At 49.6% G+C, this 18029-nt stretch carries 16 protein-coding genes; 6 read left to right on the forward strand and 10 right to left on the reverse strand.

Annotated elements, in window-relative coordinates:
• Nucleotides 1-259 precede the first annotated feature (259 nt).
• Nucleotides 260-1477 (reverse strand): MFS transporter, encoded by a 1218-nt coding sequence (locus BQ7394_RS16855; RefSeq protein ID WP_075558495.1) that lies wholly within the window; start codon nucleotides 1475-1477, stop codon nucleotides 260-262.
• 287 nt (nucleotides 1478-1764) lie between these two features.
• On the reverse strand, nucleotides 1765-2268 hold the full coding sequence (gene tpx, locus BQ7394_RS16860; RefSeq protein WP_075558496.1) for a thiol peroxidase: 504 nt from the start codon (nucleotides 2266-2268) through the stop codon (nucleotides 1765-1767).
• Between the two features lie 159 nt (nucleotides 2269-2427).
• Between tpx and BQ7394_RS16865 the strand changes: the two genes are divergently transcribed.
• The 5 genes from BQ7394_RS16865 (at nucleotide 2428) to BQ7394_RS16885 (ending at nucleotide 6547) form a co-directional block, all read left to right on the forward strand.
• A complete protein-coding gene (locus tag BQ7394_RS16865) occupies nucleotides 2428-3705 on the forward strand; it encodes a DNA recombination protein RmuC (RefSeq protein WP_075558497.1) in 1278 nt (425 codons plus the stop codon).
• 5 nt (nucleotides 3706-3710) lie between these two features.
• Entirely contained in the window at nucleotides 3711-5294 is a 1584-nt protein-coding gene (locus tag BQ7394_RS16870) for a YfcC family protein (protein WP_075558498.1), read from the forward strand.
• A 39-nt stretch (nucleotides 5295-5333) separates the two neighbouring features.
• On the forward strand, nucleotides 5334-5711 hold the full coding sequence (locus BQ7394_RS16875; protein WP_075558499.1) for a diacylglycerol kinase: 378 nt from the start codon (nucleotides 5334-5336) through the stop codon (nucleotides 5709-5711).
• 61 nt (nucleotides 5712-5772) lie between these two features.
• Nucleotides 5773-5949 (forward strand): DUF4250 domain-containing protein, encoded by a 177-nt coding sequence (locus tag BQ7394_RS16880; protein ID WP_075560084.1) that lies wholly within the window; start codon nucleotides 5773-5775, stop codon nucleotides 5947-5949.
• Between the two features lie 31 nt (nucleotides 5950-5980).
• Complete coding sequence (locus BQ7394_RS16885) at nucleotides 5981-6547, forward strand: phosphatase PAP2 family protein (RefSeq protein ID WP_087880609.1); 567 nt, start codon at nucleotides 5981-5983, stop codon at nucleotides 6545-6547.
• Nucleotide 6548: 1 nt separating this feature from the next.
• On the opposite strand, the gene BQ7394_RS16890 is transcribed toward BQ7394_RS16885, so the two are convergent.
• The 8 genes from BQ7394_RS16890 to BQ7394_RS16925 form a co-directional block, all read right to left on the reverse strand.
• Nucleotides 6549-7799 carry an ABC transporter permease gene (locus tag BQ7394_RS16890; RefSeq protein ID WP_075558500.1) on the reverse strand — a complete coding sequence of 417 codons (1251 nt, stop codon included), beginning with the start codon at nucleotides 7797-7799 and terminating at the stop codon, nucleotides 6549-6551.
• A 12-nt stretch (nucleotides 7800-7811) separates the two neighbouring features.
• Nucleotides 7812-9098 (reverse strand): ABC transporter permease, encoded by a 1287-nt coding sequence (locus tag BQ7394_RS16895; protein ID WP_075558501.1) that lies wholly within the window; start codon nucleotides 9096-9098, stop codon nucleotides 7812-7814.
• A gap of 55 nt (nucleotides 9099-9153) precedes the next feature.
• On the reverse strand, nucleotides 9154-10422 hold the full coding sequence (locus BQ7394_RS16900) for an ABC transporter permease (RefSeq protein ID WP_235848765.1): 1269 nt from the start codon (nucleotides 10420-10422) through the stop codon (nucleotides 9154-9156).
• 10 nt (nucleotides 10423-10432) lie between these two features.
• Nucleotides 10433-11680: an ABC transporter permease gene (locus BQ7394_RS16905; protein ID WP_235848766.1), complete on the reverse strand. Its 1248-nt coding sequence runs from the start codon at nucleotides 11678-11680 to the stop codon at nucleotides 10433-10435.
• Between the two features lie 81 nt (nucleotides 11681-11761).
• Complete coding sequence (locus BQ7394_RS16910) at nucleotides 11762-13027, reverse strand: ABC transporter permease (RefSeq protein ID WP_075558503.1); 1266 nt, start codon at nucleotides 13025-13027, stop codon at nucleotides 11762-11764.
• 13 nt (nucleotides 13028-13040) lie between these two features.
• Nucleotides 13041-14372, reverse strand: coding sequence for an ABC transporter permease (locus tag BQ7394_RS16915; RefSeq protein WP_075558504.1), 1332 nt, complete (start codon nucleotides 14370-14372; stop codon nucleotides 13041-13043).
• 169 nt (nucleotides 14373-14541) lie between these two features.
• Nucleotides 14542-15789, reverse strand: coding sequence for an ABC transporter permease (locus BQ7394_RS16920; protein ID WP_075558505.1), 1248 nt, complete (start codon nucleotides 15787-15789; stop codon nucleotides 14542-14544).
• A 10-nt stretch (nucleotides 15790-15799) separates the two neighbouring features.
• Nucleotides 15800-17101: an ABC transporter permease gene (locus tag BQ7394_RS16925; protein ID WP_075558506.1), complete on the reverse strand. Its 1302-nt coding sequence runs from the start codon at nucleotides 17099-17101 to the stop codon at nucleotides 15800-15802.
• A 42-nt stretch (nucleotides 17102-17143) separates the two neighbouring features.
• Here BQ7394_RS16925 and BQ7394_RS16930 point away from each other — a divergent pair, with 42 nt between their 5' ends.
• Nucleotides 17144-17953, forward strand: a complete 810-nt coding sequence (locus BQ7394_RS16930) for a DNA-binding domain-containing protein (protein WP_075558507.1) — start codon at nucleotides 17144-17146, stop codon at nucleotides 17951-17953.
• Nucleotides 17954-18029 lie beyond the last annotated feature (76 nt).

Below are 18029 nucleotides of genomic sequence, written 5' to 3' on the forward strand. Positions count from 1 at the left end.
AAGGAATTGAAAACTACCGCTATTTAAGATTAACTTATTTTCTTAGATCAATTATTAACATTATCCAGCTTAAAGATTGACTATTATTAATTTAATTGTTTCAATAAGCTATTTATAATAAAATATATACTATATTTGCAGCATAAATATAAAATAGTTCTATCAGAACTATGTCATAAATGGCCTGTATTATAGACGTCGAACATCTACAATACAAGCCATTTTATACAATAAGTATTTTTGATTCTTCTCTGACAAGCTATGGAATAAAGCTATCTCGCAACTTTCTTATCGACGGTACGAAAAATGAAATTACCCCGATTATCCCGACCAGTACACCGCCAATTATAAAGGTATTCCCTATTCCGATATTATCAGCCAGAAAACCAGTACTCAATAATCCTATCATCGAAGGAAGAAGGCTGATGCTCATATAAAACGAGAATACCCGCCCCATCACTACCGGATTGATGCGCGTCTGCAGTACGGTAGTGAAGGAAGCCATATAAAGAGAACCGGATATGCCGCCAATGGCCGTCAACCCCACAAACAAAGGATATCCTGAAACAGGCAGGACACCAGACAACAAGAATGTAAATCCGAGCAGAAGATACATCCAGTTTATCAATGAGATCTCGTTCAGTTTAAACTTTTTGATCCCCAGGAAGGCTCCTCCTAGCAAAGCACCTATCCCCCAAGCTGCTTCGACCAAGCTGATCTGATAAGCATTCCCCGAATAGTGATTCAATGTCATCAAAGGAAACAACACACCGACCGGCATAATAAAAAAGGTAGCAATAATAGACAAGACAAACAACCATGATAATCCGCTTTGTGCCCGTACTTCCGTCAACGCCTCTTTGGCTTCCTTCAACAATTGAACCTTTTGCGTCTTTTCCGTATTATCGGGATCGGGGATTTTTACAAACAGAAGCGAAGTACAAGCCAATGCCGCCCCGATCACATCCAATAACAGGATATTCGTCATCTCCATAAAAGAGATAAAAAGAGCAGCCAGAGCAGGCCCGGCAATGTTGCAGGCCGACTGAATGATCTGATTGATCCCTGCAATACGGATCAGCTCCGACTTAGGAGCCAGTAAAGGTACGGAAGCCTGCATGGCCGGCATGTGAAAGGCCGAACCGACGGAACGCAAAGCCAGCAAAATATATACATGTCCGAGCTTCGCTACATCCAGATAGAACAGGACGGCGAGGATCAGCGTACAGAAAGCGATAAAACTATCAGCCATAATCATGACCCGCTTTCTTTTCCAGCGGTCGATAAATATACCGGTAAACAATCCGAGTACCGACTGCGGAAGCATGGCGGCAATAGCTGCAAAAGCGAGCACTTCAGCCGATTTCGTTTCGAAACTAAGCCATAAGATGATTGCAAAATTGACGATCGAACTGGTCAGGATAGAGAAGAACTGCCCGGTCCATATAATAGCGAATACTTTTTTCCAGTTATTCATAACTTCTTTTAATTAAAATAAAATATGTATAGGAATGTACTTCCCGAAGCCTCTCCGGAAGTAAAAAATGAAGGTTCAAAAGATAAGAAGGCTCTTATCTGCCGTTACACAAAGTAAACGAAACCAAATTTAGAAGTTATTGAACACATAAAAGATGATTAATTTGCTGCAAGTATACGAATAAAATCCGAATTATCAAACTCTTAAAAAACGAAGGCTGCGGGATTCACATCCGACAGCCTTCTACACTAACCCTTAACTTTAACCAATGAAAAACAATAATCTACTTAATTTTTTAATGAAGCAACAGCTGCTTCATAATTCGGTTCGTTCGTGATCTCGGAAACAAGTTCCTCATAAACGACCTTTCCTGCTTCGTTGACTACAATCACGCCACGGGCCAATAACCCTTTCAACGGACCGTCAACCATCAGCATCCCGTACTTATCTTCAAACCATGGACCCCGGAATGCAGAAAGTGTAATCACTTTATCTATACCTTCCGTAGTACAGAAGCGTCCATGTGCAAAAGGTAGATCTTTCGATACGGCCAGAACCACAGTATTAGGCAAAGAAGCTGCTTCTTTATTAAAACGTCTCACCGATGCAGCACAGACCGCTGTATCCAGACTGGGAAATACATTGATCACAACGTTCTTTCCTTTCAATTCTTTCAGAGACAATTCAGACAAGTCACTTTTTACTCCTTTGAAATCCGGAGCCTCTGCTCCAACTGCTGGTAATGAGCCATTTGTATTTACGGCACTACCTTTAAATGTTATTTTTGCCATCTTTGTAGTATTTTATGTTTTACGTTAAAAGCGGCTCACAAATATAAGCTGCTTTGTATCACTAAAACAAAAGTTAAAGAATAATGTTCTTTCTTTTAACTCTTTTTAATTACTTAATGAGAGCACAGTTTTTCTATCTTTGACGCAAAATAAAAAGACATGGATTGGTTAATCATTTGCGGACTTCTTATCATCATTATTTTACAGATCTTATTCCGTCCTAAAAAGGACACTTCCGATACACAAAATGAACTGAAACGCCTGCTTGACGAGATGCAACGTTCGTTCGAACGCATTGAAAAAAACTTCCGGGAAGACTTCCGTCTCAACCGGGAAGAAGGACGCATCGTGGCCCGCGACAATCGGGAAGAACTGACTCGTTCCATGAGCGAATTCCGTGAAGCTTTCGACCGGGGTATCGCTTCTTTCAACAACCTGCAACGGGAAAAGTTCGCTAACCTCGACGAACAGCAACGCCTATTGATCACCAATACGGAAAAACGCCTGGAAGATATCCGTATCACCGTAGACGAGAAACTACAAAAGACACTGAATGACCGGATCGGGCAATCTTTCCGCCTCGTCACCGAACAATTGGAGAGCGTACAAAAAGGGCTCGGGGAAATGCAGACGCTCGCACAGGATGTAGGCGGACTGAAACGGGTGCTAAGTAATGTTAAGACACGGGGGAATATCGGGGAGATACAGCTCAGTATGCTGCTCGAACAAATTCTGGCTCCGGAGCAGTACGAAGCGAACTTCCATACCCGCAAAGGATCGGATGCCGTTGTCGAATTCGCCGTCAAGCTGCCAGGACGCGACGATATGCGCGAATATGTTTATCTTCCGATCGATGCCAAGTTCCCCAAAGACATATACGAGCAGCTACTGGATGCCTACGACAATGCCGACCCACAGGCAATCGAAGCCGCAGGCAAGCTGTTGGAAACAACCATCAAGAAGATGGCCAAAGACATATCCGACAAATACCTGGACCCGCCCGCTACGACCGACTTCGGTATTATGTTCCTTCCGTTCGAAGGGATCTACGCTGAAGTGGTGCGCCGCTCTGCCCTATTGGAAGAGTTGCAACGTACCTATAAAGTGGTAGTGACAGGCCCCACAACACTGGCAGCCATCCTGAACAGCCTGCAAATGGGTTTCCGTACCCTGGCGATACAGAAACATTCGGGCGAGGTATGGACGATACTCGGTGCCGTAAAGAAAGAGTTCGAGAAGGTAGGCGGTATGCTGGAAAAAGCGCAGAAGAACCTGCAAACGGCCAGCGGCCAGATAGAAGAGGTTCTGGGTACCCGCACCCGTGCCATCCAACGGAAGCTGAAAGATGTGGATACACTGAGCGACCGTGAAGCCCGTGCCATCATCCCCGAACTGGGGCCGTTGACAGAAATCGAAGAAGAAACAGATACAGAATAAGGATCATGAAGAAAAGACAGATACCTCACACATACGTTATCATATTTTATATCATCCTCTTTTGCGCCGCCCTGACATGGATCATTCCCGGCGGACAATATATGGAAAGTATCGACGACGCAGGACAAAAAACAGTCGTCTACGAAACGGTAGAACGGGTTCCACAGACCTGGCAAGTTTTTTCTGCATTCTATAAAGGTTTTGTCGACAAGGCGGACATCATTGTCTTTATCCTGATCATCGGCGGAGCATTCTGGATTGTGAACGACAGCAAGGCTTTCGATATCGGCACCGTCAGTTTCCTGCGAAAAGCCCGGAAGATGGAAAGTAATCCGCTGATACGGAAGATCGGGGTAGAGAATTTCCTTCTTACCTCCATTATGTTATTGTTCAGTATATTCGGAGCTGTGTTCGGTATGAGTGAAGAAACGATCGCCTTCTGCCTGGTATTGGTTCCGATGGCGATCTCGATGGGGTACGACTCGATCACCGGGGTCTGTATGGTGTTTGTTGCCGCCGGACTCGGGTTTGCGGGAGCCATACTCAATCCGTTCACGATCGGTATAGCACAAGGACTGGCCGGTATCCCGCTTTTCTCGGGAATAGAATATCGTATCTTCTGCTGGTTTGTGATTAACATCATCGGGTTTGCATGGATATTGCGATACGCAGCCAAAGTAAAGAAGAACCCGAAGTTCTCCCCTGTTTACGAAGAAGACCAGTACTGGCGCGACTTGCACAGCAATACCTCGCTCGACGTCACTTACCATACACCCAAAGCAGCCTGGATCAGTTTCGCCCTGTTGACGGTAGCGCAGATCGTCTTCGCCATTTATTATCCGCTGACGACCTTACGGATAGGTAACAGCGTAATCGAAGGATTACCTTTGATGCCGATCCTCACCGTCGCTTTTATCCTGACTTCAGTCATTACCCTGAGAAAAACGGTTCACCTATACATACTGAACCTATTGTTCTTTACGATCTTTTACCTTATCACAGGGGTAATGGGCTACGGCTGGTATATCATGGAGATCGCCACCCTGTTCTTTGTCCTGGGGATTGCAGCCGGAATAGCCAATAACCGTACGCCGAACGAACTGGTCAAACTCTTCCTCGACGGATGTAAAGATATTATGAGTGCCGCCCTGGTTGTCGGACTGGCAGGCGGTATCATCGTGATCCTGCAGGATGGAAAGATCATCGACACGATCCTCTTCAATCTGGCCAAAGGGATGGAAGGACTCGGACAGGTGGCCACCGTCGGCATGATGTACATTATCCAGACATTGATCAACCTGGTAATCCCTTCGGGCAGTGCGAAAGCCGCCCTGACAATGCCTATCATGGCTCCCTTCTCCGACCTCATCGGATTGTCCAAACAGGCAACCGTCATGGCTTTCCAGTTCGGTGATGGGTTCACTAACCTGATCACTCCGACTTCCGGCGTACTGATCGCCGTTCTGGGAGTCAGCCGTATCCCTTACGACAAATGGTTCGGCTGGGCCTGGAAGTTTATCCTGGTGATGGTCATCCTCGGATTCCTGTTATTGATCCCTACTGTATTGGTGCCGATGAATGGTTTTTAATTAAAATGCCTATCTTTGTGGCTTCAACAGGTTCGATTTATGAAGAATGATGGTTTTACTTTCCGCAAACGGCTACGGAGTTTCCGGTATGCTTTCAACGGAATACGCTTACTGGTTACGAAAGAGCACAATGCCTGGATACATTGCTTTGTAGCCGTCTGTGTGATAGCGGCCGGTTTTCTATTGGATATTTCGCAGACGGAGTGGATCGCCGTTGTGATCGTGATCGGTGCGGTACTGGCGGCCGAGGCGGTCAACTCGGCATTGGAAGCGATAGCGGACTTCGTTTCACCGGAATACAGCGAAGCCATCAAACGTACCAAAGACCTGGCGGCGGGAGCCGTATTAATCATGGCTATTGCTGCCGCTATCGTAGGCGGTATCATCTTTTTCCCTAAACTGATCGCTTTATATTAAAACCGCCCGTTTTGAACAAAATAGTATATATCACAGTTATTAAAATTAAATGATGAAAACAATGAAACTCCCCGAAGACCCGGCGATGCTCTTTAGCGTAGTCAACATGAAACTACGCGACCGATATGCATCACTCGATGAATTATGCAGTAAGATGGATGTAGACAAGGATATGCTTGTACACAAACTGGCTATTGCCGGCTTTGAATACAGTGCTGAAAACAATAAGTTCTGGTAAAAGTCGTTCATATCATTAATAAAACATGATTATGAGACCTATCAAACACATTCTTATTGTTCTTCTGGCATTCACCGCCTGCCTTGCAGCAAATGCACAGGAAATACAGATCAGCGGAAGCCGCAAAGCGGTACGCACCTCCGGCGACGTACTAGCCTTCGTCACACCGGCCGCCAGCCTGGCCACCATCCTGGTATTACAGGACTGGCAGGGACTGAAACAAGGGGTATTTGCCGGTGTAACGACTTTAGGTATGACCTATGCCCTAAAGTATATCGTCAAGAAAGAACGGCCCGACGGCAGCGATAACCATTCGTTCCCTTCCATGCACACTTCGGTGTCTTTCACGGGAGCGGCCTTTATACAACGCCGCTACGGTTGGAAATGGGGTATCCCGGCTTATGCCGTTGCGACTTATGTAGGATGGAGCCGCACGTATGCCAAGAAACACGATTGGTGGGATGTGGCAGCCGGAGCGGCGATAGGTGCAGGAAGTGCTTATATCTTTACACGCCCGTTCGCTAAAAAGCATAACCTGACCCTTAGTCCGGTTGCCAGCGATAAGCATTTCGGCATTTATGCCTCAATGAACTTCTGACTTACTCATAATGTAATGCTTCCGCCGGTTCCAGGCTGGCTGCCTCGTTGGCCGGATACCAGATACCGGCAATGATCATCAAAACGATCAACAGGTAAGTAATCGACATGCCAATTACGAAACGCAGGACAGTATTATCCATCAGCACAGTATTTGTCAGGTCTGCAAACATGATATTGCCACAAATCACTACTGCCGGAACAAAAGCAAGAGTCAACAGCAAGACACCTTCCCCCAGGACAGTGCTCCGCAATTGGCTGCGGGTTGAGCCTAATGCCATGCGAAGTCCCATTTCCCCCTGCCGCTGGCGGGTACGGAACCAGAATGTACCGACTATTCCCAGGAAGATATTGATCAACAGGAAGAGCAGGATCGACAAACGGGTATTCATCTCCCCTTTGCCTTCACGTATGCCATCCTCCCGTATAGTAGATACAGGAGTGATGCTTTGTAGGTAAAGGTTCCCTATCTCCACCTGATTACTGTTCTCTTTCATAAAGGTTTCGGCAAAATCCCTGTCCGCTTCCGGTTTTACCCTTACCGAGACTTCGGCCCAGGGAAGAAAACCGGCATTTATCGCCTTTATATCCCTTTCCTCCATACAGAGATACACATTCGGTCTGGGACGCTTAAACTCCGAATCACGAACAGTCCCACAGATAGCTCCTACTTTAATCGACCTGGTATTATCACCGGAATAGACCATCTTTCCGAGAACATCCTGCCCTTCGAATATCTTATCGGCCGCATCCTTTGTCAGGACAAGACTATTGGCCGTCAAATCCTCTCCCGGCTGCCGGTTACTTCCCGGTGCCGCAGGAATACGGTAGACATCGAAATACTCCGGCGTTACGTAATAGATACGGCAAGCCGTCTTCTCCACCACCGTATCACGTCCTAAAGACATATGATTGATTATCTCATTATAAGGTACACCGAATCTCGACAAAGCAACCGCTTCCACCCCCGCATGCAGCCTGAGTCTGCTCATCGCATCCCACAAGTCCTCGCCTACGGTTGCCGGATGTTCTTCGGGCGACAGATACCCTTCGGCTCCCTCTTCGCGTGCACTGAACTGGAACTTATAGGTATGGTCGATATCAAACCCCATAGGAGCATTGAAAGCGTACAGCGTCACCAGCAAAAAATCGACTATGTACCACAGGCAAACGGCAACAAGCAACAGTTCACCGAATAACCAGCTGTTACTCTTCCGCTGGTTCCATATTTGTTTTAATATATGATTGATCATCTTTGTATGGGTTTAGTATTCGTTCAACGCTTCCATTACATTCTTCCGGGCCACCCGGTAAGCCGGTATTCCAGCCGACAGCAGGTTAAGTATCAGGCAGAACACAAAGGCATAGAGGAATATCACCGGGTTAAGCAGTTCCGTCACCGACAACGCCGGCGTGCCTCCAAAAACAGAGGAGATCGAAGCAAAACTGTTACTCAATAACCAGGTACGCATCAGCCAGATGGCTATATAAGAGATAAACAACCCGATAACGCCCCCCAACAGGGTTAAGACCATACTCTCCGAAAGGATCTGCACCAACAATGTTCCCCGGGTTGCCCCGAATGCCTTACGGATACCTATTTCCGACATACGTTTCCGCATCTGCGACAAAGTCATTCCCGACAGGTTGATAGCCGGAACGAGCAGCAAGATAACGATCACCAGCAGATATTGCAGGATGGTCTTCGTCTTGTCAGGCCCCATTGCCCCCAAGCCTTTGATCTCCCAATCCAGGTGGGTATCGGGCTGGTCGTACAGCGTGAGTTTATAATCGGCCAGCGAACTGTTGTAACGAACCAGTTGCCTGTCTATCTCCTGCCGGATAGCATCGAAATCGGAAGGGGAATGTGCCAGGATAATGGCCTGATACCACCCGGTTATACTCTCTGCCCAGGTATCGTCGGGGAAAGGCTGCGCCGAATACGACACCCATACTTCGGAATACGATGCTTTGGCAATCGTAGACACATCTTTCACCACGCCACTGACGGTATAGGGTTTATAACTGATCATGATTGTCTTACCAGCCGCATCGGAAGTTCCGTAGAGCCGGCGGGCAAGCGACTCTGCAATAACGACCTTTTTGATACCCGACTGCACCTCTTCTTTCGTATATGGACTACCGGATACAAAGTCGAAGTTGAATATCTTCCAGAACACATCGTCGGTAAACAGCATCAGGCAATCTTTCTTCTCCTGCCCTCCCGGAATGGACGCCAACTGGCTGCGCCAGGGGGAAACGATGGCGACAGCTTCCGGCGTTTCCATTGTCTGGATACATTCCCGGATCGTCTTCAGGGAGAGGTAACCGTTACCATAGTTTGAACCTTTAAAGTCACGGCCGCCCCACCGAACATACATCGTCCGGTCACGGTTGTCCTCCGGCGAATAGTTATTTACCCTCACCTCGTAAGTGATCACCATCACCATGATCATACAGATAGCCAAAGCTGTTCCCAGAATGGAGATCAGGCTGAGGAGTTTATTCTCCTTCAGCATGGCCAGGGCTTGTTTGAAATAGAGTTTATACATAATCGTTATTGTTGTTTATGCAGGGGCGGTTCGCGAACCGCCCGTACGGGATCTGTTATTCGTAATGCAGGGCTTCGGCAGGTTCCATCTTCATGGCACGCCAGGCCGGATATAAAATGCCGGAGATGATCATCAGCGACATAAGCAGGCAGGTCAACGCCGTTCCTATCAGGAAACGAGGGAGGGTAAAGTCCGCCCAATAGATGTTGACCAGTTCGGCTACTCCCAGGTTAAAGCAGATGATGACAGCTGGCAGCATGGCCAGGAACAGCATTACCAATCCTTCGCTTATCAACAAAGTCCGCAAACCATGTGAAGTAGAACCCAGGGCGATACGCAGTCCCATCTCCCCCCGGCGGTGCTGTGTACGAAACCAGAACGTTCCGGAGATACCCAGGAAGATATTCACGACCAGGAAAACCAGCAAGATCAGGCGTATCCTTATATCACTCAGTACCGGACTTACGACTGCCCTCTTTATTAAGGAAGAGGGACGGACATCGATCAGATACAGGTTGCCTACCGACAACTGCGTCCCCATAACCCGGCGAAACTCGTCACTGAAACGGAGAGCGGCATCCGGACGGATACGGACACAGAGTTCCATATTCGCCAGGTCGTTCGAACTCATTTCACCGGCTATCTCCGTCTCCGGCAGCAAGGTATAAAAACAAGGCCTGCTCTTTTCGTACTCCGTCCAGCGGATAGGCGTACAAAGGGCTTTGACCTCTTTAAAGTAACCGTCTTTACCTATCTGCAGGCTTTTGCCTACCGCATTTTCGCCCGGTAACAGTTCTGCGGCACCATTGGCCGACAAAACGATCGAATGCACATCGAGCATATCAGACAAAGCCGGCCCGTTCCCGCCTTCGCGTTCTATACGGAAGACACGGAAGAAGGAAGGTGTTACCTTGTAGCGTTGCATAGTCACCCCTACCGTATCCTTATAGAACAGGCGGTTGTAATAGACCTGATTGGTATAATGTGTTGCGGCATACGGCTGAGAGCCTATCGACAGGGATACTTCCTCCACTGCCGGGTATTGCCGGATACGCTCCATGATAGTCAACAGATCCTGGCCAGTAGTCGTTTCTTTGGTGGCGGGGTCGAGGTAGTTGTCGCTATCGGGAGTACGTTCGTTGATATCGACACGGTAAGTATCGGTTATATCGAATCCCAGCGGAGTACGGACGATCGTGGACAATACGCTCATATAATCGATAATGTACCACAGGCAAACAGAGACCAACATCAGTTCCGTCAGTATCCAGACATTGCTCTTACGCTGGTTCCATATTATTTTAAACAGGTGCTTTATCATCATACATCCCTCCTTATTCCCCTTTTAATGATTCAACAATAGGTATCGACGACACACGCCACGCCGGAACACAGGCACTCAATAGGTTCAACAGTGAACAGAACAGGAAAGCGATCAGGAACACCTCCGGACGAAACAGGATCGATAACGGCACCTCCGCCGTCACATCCATACCGAAGTAGGTGGAAGAGGTGAACACCCAATCCTTCAACAGGTAAAGGAACCAATAGGAGAACAGCAGCCCCAGTAACCCGCTGACTACCGACAACACGATATTCTCATAAATGATCTGTCCGATCAATCCGGCCCGTGTACTTCCGAATGCTTTACGCACTCCCAGTTCGCTCACCCGTTCTTTCATACGCGATAAGGTCAGCCCCGACAAGTTGATGGCCGGCACCAATAAAGCGATCAGGATAGGGATGATAGAGTTAAGATAGACTCCCCTCATATCCGGCATACCGGGGCCGAAACGCATCTCTTCCACATATTTGGTATCCGGCTGTCGATAGTAATAGACCTTATGATCGACCAGCGTCTTATTATATTGTTCCGTTCGCCGGGCGATTTCCTCGCGTATCTCGTCGAAATCGGACGAAGAGTGGGCCACGATCATACATTTGTAATGTCCCATAATATTTTCCGCTCCTTTTATCTCGGGGATATTGGCCGAAGTGAAAGGTACCCAGGCATGGGCATAAGAGAATGTAGTACGGGGAGTGACATCGGCCACCACAGCGCAGACCGTATAGGGTACGAAGCTAAGCTGCATGCTCTTCCCCACCGCCTCGTCGATCGAGCCAAACATGCGGCGTGCCAGCTTTTCGCTGATCACCACTTTCCGGATACCGGCGTCAAACTCGGCTTTAGTATATAGGTTTCCCCTCAATACATTGAAGGAGCATATCTTCCAGAACACATCGTCGGTGAAGAGAACGAAGCAGCGTTCGCCCGGATCACCGGGTATCGTTGCCAGGCGTGACTGCGCCGGAGAAGTGATACTCACCGCCTCCGGTATCTCCAATGACTGAAAACATTCGCGGATCGTCTTTAGCGACAGGTAACCGTTGGCCTGGGTGCTTTCAGTCAGTTTATCCTGCACACCGACCCACTTGACATAGAGCGTCCGTTCGCGGGCCGTCTCGGGCGGCATGTTCTTGTACATCGCCTGATGAGCGATGATAATCGTCATGATAAGCGATATGGCCAACGCCGTACCGAAGATCGAGATGAAGCTGAGCCAGGGACTCTCCTTCAACATGTGAAAGGTTTGTTTGAAATATTGTTTATACATAGTTTTTTGTGTTGTGTAGGGGCGGTTCGCGAACCGCCCTTACGGGAGTCATTCATAGTGCAAGGCTTCTGCCGGCTCCAGGTGTGCCGCTTTATGCGACGGGTACCAGACAGCAAGAGTGATGATACCGGCCAGGATTCCCCAGGTAAGGAGGCTAACGGTCAACAGGCGGCCGAAAGTAACCTCCATCACTTCCGAACTAAGAAGATCGATGTAAGCCATATTCAGGCAGATCAATAAAGCCGGGATCGCAGCAATGGTCAGGATGATCAGACTTTCACCTATCACCAGCCGTTTGAGGTCGATGCGGGAAGAGCCGATAGCCATACGCAGCCCCAACTCGCTACGACGGCGGTTCACACGGAACCAGAACGTACCGATCATAGCCAGAAAGACGTTCACCAATAAGAAGATATTCACGGCAACAGTCAACCGGCGACCGTTTATCTGCAAGGAGCTATCGAGATACTTCGCACGGATATCCGGGTAATATTGCACATCAGCCAGCCAGAAGTTTCCTGCAGCCAGACTCTGTTTCATCTCCTTCTTAAACCGTGCGGCATAGTCGGCAGAGCCCTCCACACCGGAACGAAGACGGATACAAATCGGCATACGGGTCAGTTCCTGCTCACTGCTTTTGTATATATCTTTCTCAGGTATATTCATAAAACCGATTACCTGCGGTTGGTCGAAACCCCGTTTCTTGAGCGGAGCCGTTATGGCGCAGACAAGATAAGTAGTACTGTCGCCTCTGTTAAAAGCCAGCCGCTTGCCTTCCAGGCGCCCGTCGTCGGTAAGTTCCTCTGCCATAGTCCGGCTGACAACCCACCCGTCAGACAAAGCCTCCGCCAGCCGGTCGGGCGAACCACCGTCGGCCGTACGGATATCGAATACACGGAAATACTCAGGCGTAACCTCATACACCAATCCATCGGTCGACGAGATCGTATCGTTCCAATAAGAATTATGACTGTTAGAATAGTTGAACGGAGCCGAATACTGACTACAGAAAGTAACAGCCTCCACATCCGGATGCATCCGCAGGCGATCGACGATACGCAGGAAATTCTTCCCTGTTTCCTCACTACCTTCGTCATACGTTATATAAGAAGTGCTGGTACGCGGACGAACGGCTATCGTCACCTTACAGACATTATCCACCGAAATACCTTCCGGCTGGAAAGCGGTCACTCCCTGCATCAGGCAAGAGTCGAACGACCACCAAAGCAGGATAAAGACAATCAATAGCTCTATAAACACCCAGACATTGCTTTTTCCCTGGGTCTTGATCAGTTTGAGTATATGTTTAAGCATCGTATTTCTTCTTTTAACTGTTTATAGCCTCTATTATATTTACCCGTACGGCACGCCAGACCGGTATCATCGACGACAGGATGTTAAGTATCAGGCAGACCAGGAAGGCATACCCGAACACAGCCGGATTCATCATCATACCCGGTGACAGCTCCACATTTGCCTCACCTGTCAGGAGGGCAAATATACCCGGAGCAAGCAGCAGGTTCCGGAAAAGGATAACCAACAGGTAAGAAAACAACAGTCCGACCAGTCCTCCCGGCAGCATTAGCACCATATTCTCGATCAGAACCTGTGTGAACAATCTCGTACGCCGTGCCCCGAAAGCCTTGCGCACGCCCAGTTCGGCAATGCGATCCTGCATATGCGAAGCGTTTAGCCCCGACAGGTTAAGCGCCGGTATCATCAGAAACAACACCACTAACAGGCAGAGAGCAAAGTAAATGATATTTACCGGGTTTGCACCTCCCTGATTAGTCCCGATACTAGCTCCGGCAAACTGCGCAACCACATGCTTTCCATGCGATTCCAGGCCATTCAACAGGCGAATCTTTCCGTCGCGCAAACTTGAGTTATAACGGTCGATCTGTTCATCCAGCTCAGCAGCGACCTCCTGTTCCGATACGCCACGGGCCGGCAAGATACTTCCTACCAGAAAGCCGATCGAAGAATCGACCTCCCTACTGCCGGTTTCCATAATAGAGGGCAGACAGGAATAAGGTATCCACAGATCGGCAGCCACCGATGGGGTAATACCCGATACATCCTTCACCACCCCGCTCACGAGATATTCCACATCATCCAGCAGGATCGCCTGTCCCGATACCTCCGTCCGTGAAAAGAGCTTCTTCGCTAACGAAGAAGACAGGACCACACGGGGTACGGCAGACTGAAACTCGGCCTCTCCAAACGGCTTCCCGTCGATAAAAGAGAAGTTATAAAGACGCCAGAAACCATCGTTCGTCCCCATCATCGACACCTTATACGGATCGCCTCCGCCGGGCAGTTGGGCATAAGAATCCCCGTTCATCAGCGCCGTGACGATCGGATCGGTTGTTACAGCAATCTCTTCAGCCGTCTTCAACGACAGGAGACATTCTTTGGCGGTGCGGGCACTGAAATAAGCGGAACTGTTACTGTTCCCCCTCGCATATTCCAGGAAAGAGACATACAACGTCCGGTCACGATGTACCTCCGGCGCCATATTGGCGGTACGGATATGATAGGCGATCGCCATGACCATCACCATCGAGATAGCCAATCCGGTACCGATAATGTAGACCGCGCTGTAAAAGCGGTTTTGCCTCATTAGGTTCCAGGCTTGTTTGAAATATTGTTTATACATGGTGTATTATATTATTTGTTTTTACCCAGTGACAGGCAAATGCCGTGCCATAAACATAACTAACTGATAGTAAGCATCAAGAACAAATATCGCAGTGTTCAATAACGAACAGTGGTCACGGTATCGAACACTGCCGGTTGCCAGCACGGTTCGTAAACCGCCCCAGCAATTATTCGTAATGTAATGCTTCCGCCGGTTCGATACGGGAAGAGCGGCGAGCGGGATACCAGGTACCGAGCACGACCACGAACACCAGCAAAGCCAGCGTGATCACCGTAGTCAATCCGCAACGTAAAGGCGTTACGTCCATATACTGCTTCGGGAGCAGGTCGAGATGTACCAGATTCAGGCAGACGACCAGTGCCGGAAGGAAAGCGATAAACAACAGGATCATCCCTTCTCCCACCATCTGCCACAGGATGGTACGCCGGGAAGAGCCGACCGCCATACGTAAGCCTATCTCCGAATTACGTTTATTGATACGCAGCCAGAACGTTCCGATCACTCCCAGGAATATGTTAAGCAGGAAGAAAACGGCAAAGCCAATCCGGTAATTCAAGATATTATAAGCCTTTTGGAGCTGCACGTCGCGGTAATTACTCAGAGGCGTAACCTCCGACAGATAGAAATTACCGGCCCGCAACTGTTGTCGCATCTCCCGCCCGAAACGTTCGGCAAAGTCGTTCTTCGCCACCCCTTTTTTCACACGGAAACAAATGTCGACAGAGCTCCAGAGATCGTTCTCACTCTCAACGGACAACAAAGACTCGTTCAACGGGACAAAAAGGAAACGTGCCGGACGGTCGAACTCCGTCCGTTTCATCAGCCCGGTAACTCCCGTCACACGCATCTCCAGGCTATCGCCTTTATCGAGGATGGTCTGCCCGATAGCCGAAGAACCGGGAAAGAGCCGTTCTTCCACGGCGGAAGAAATCACATAGCCCTCAGCCATAGCCCGTGCCAACGTTTCGGGATTGCCATCGGAGCCGGCAACACGGAACACACGGAAATAGTCGGGTGTAACGGTCAGAATATCGGCATTCACCCTCAACGTATCGTGCCAGAACTGGTTGCTCATATTACTGCGGCAATAAGGGAAATGCCAGGAACCGACACTCACACCCTCTATATCCGGGTGCTGGCGAAGGCGTTCGGCAATGCGTTGCATATTCAGCCAAGGCTCGGGACTATCTTCCTCGTAAATAATATACCCGTTTTCGTTCTCCTGACGGACGGCAAGGGTCAACTTATAGGTGTTCTCTATATGAAAGCCTGTCGGGGTAGAGGCGGTAATGGTCAGGACAGACAGAAAATCGACGATATACCACATCAGGGCGGAGACGACAAACAATTCGAGCACGATCCACAGGTTGAAACGGCGTTGTGTCCATATTAATTTAAATAGATGTCTTATCATATATATATCATTATTTATCGTTGATCGAGTCTGCTATCGGCCGGCGCACGGCTTTCCATACGGGCAACAGCGACGAGAGCAAATTAAGGAACACGCAAAGCCCGAAAGCCGAAAAGAAAAGCGGGAAGTTGAACAACATGCCGAATGTGAGCTGTACATCGCCCGTCGCAGCCATGTATCCGACGCTGCCGAGCAGGAAGTTACGCAACACGACAACCAGTACCCACGACACCAGCAAACCGGCCAGTCCGCCGATACAGGTCAACATCAGGTTTTCGGTCAGCACCTGCGACACCAACGTACGTGCGCCGGCACCAAAGGCTTTCCTCAGTCCCATCTCTTCGGTGCGTTCCTGCATCCGCGAAGAGATAAGCCCCGTCAGGTTGATGGCAGGTACAAGCATGAAGACCAACGCGATAAGCAAGTAACGGCGGATGATATCCGACAGCGACGAACCGTAGTCGAGTTTCTGAAGCTCCGTCTGCTTCGGAGTGGATAGCCAAAATGTATCCACATACCTCTCCTGCAAAGTAGCGTTGTATTGGAGCCGGCGGCGGTTCACCTCATCGCGGACGGCTTCGAAACGGGCGGGACCGGAGACAAGCAGGTAGGCGGCAACAGGGCCGGCAGACCTCTCGGCATTGGCCGTTTCCGCCAGGACAGGAACCGAAGTGATCGGTATCCAGATATCGGCACAAGTCATCGACATAACCGATGAAACATCCCTCACCACCCCGCTGACACGGTATTCCAGCCCGTTGAGTAGAACGGCTTTGCCTTCCGCCTCTATCGTCCCGAACAGGCGGCGGGCATACGATTCACTCAACACGACACGCTTCACGCCGCTTTCGAATTCTTCACCGGTAAAGGGTTTACCGCTGAGGAAACGAAACCGGAAGATCTGCCAGAACGCACCGTCGACAGCCTCAACCATCGTCTTATAGCGGTCGGGACTTCCTGGCAACTGCGAATAGACGGTTCCCATCAACATATCCGTACCTTGCGGATCGATCACGAGGGTGACTTTCTCCACCTCCGACAAATCACTCAGTATCTGCCGGGCAGCGTGCAACGAGAGCGACCAGTTGTGCGTTCCGCCATTCTCATCCTTCGACTTCACCGATGCACGGTTAAGCTGCAACAGCCTGCTCCGGCAATCCTCCGGAGCAATGTCTGCCGTGCGGATGTAATAGACCGTGGCCATGATCATCACCATCGAGATGGCAAGCCCCGTCCCCAGGATGTAAACGAAACTGAAGAAGCGGTTCTGCTTCATCAATTGCCAGGCCTGTTTGAGGTATTGTTTATACATAATGTCTATCTTTGTTATTCAAACTTTAAAATCACACTAGTCATGGATAAGGAACTACCCAAATCGCGGATGACCGTCAAGCCCGGCAAACTATTCGTCAACCTGACCAAAAGCCAGCTCCCCGGACAGGCTCCGTTCTACAAAGGAACCCTCCCCCTTCACCACACGCTGAATATCGACGACATCGCTGAACGGGCGGTGGAGCATCGTTCTTCCTATTCGCACGGGACGCTCGTCGCCTCCTTCCGTACCATGATGGAAGAAATCTACGGCGCCATCGAGGACGGTTTCAATGTCGACTTCGGACTGGGCCGTACGGAGTTGACCGTCAATGGCCGCTTCAAGACCGAGTACGAGAAGTTCGACCGCGAGCGACATGCCATCCGCATCAAGCTCCGTCCCTCGCCCCGTCTCAACCAGCTGGCCGACTGGTTCCCGGTGGAAGTCACCCCTTACCACCGCAACGCGCCGGCACCCAGCGAAGTAAGTATCCACAACGATCCTTTCCGGCGCCAGGAGGGTCGCGAGTTCTGCGTCATCCCCGCCGGCTACACCCTCCCGCTTTTCATCCATGGCCTCCGTATCAAAGTGATGGGCGACCATCCCGAAGTGGGGCTCGTGCTTCGTCAGGAAGAGGGTGGCGACAAACGCTATTTCATCGAACCCAACCGGATCTTCATCAACGAATCCACCCGTCTGGCCTTCATGCTCCCCGAAGTACTGACGCCGGGGAGGTGGGTGGTGGAGGTGCATAGCCAATACAACCCCAGCTACCGCCTCTATCAAAAGCCTCGGGTAGGGATAGTCAACCTTACCGTCCTCGACACTACCGCATCGGGATGCGGTGACTAACTGTATCCGGGTGCGGCTCTTCACCGCATCGGGATGCGGTAGTCTACTGCATCAGGGTGCGGCACTGCCTTGCCTT

It is taken from the genome of Parabacteroides timonensis, assembly GCF_900128505.1.
Classification (GTDB): Bacteria; Bacteroidota; Bacteroidia; order Bacteroidales; family Tannerellaceae; genus Parabacteroides; species Parabacteroides timonensis.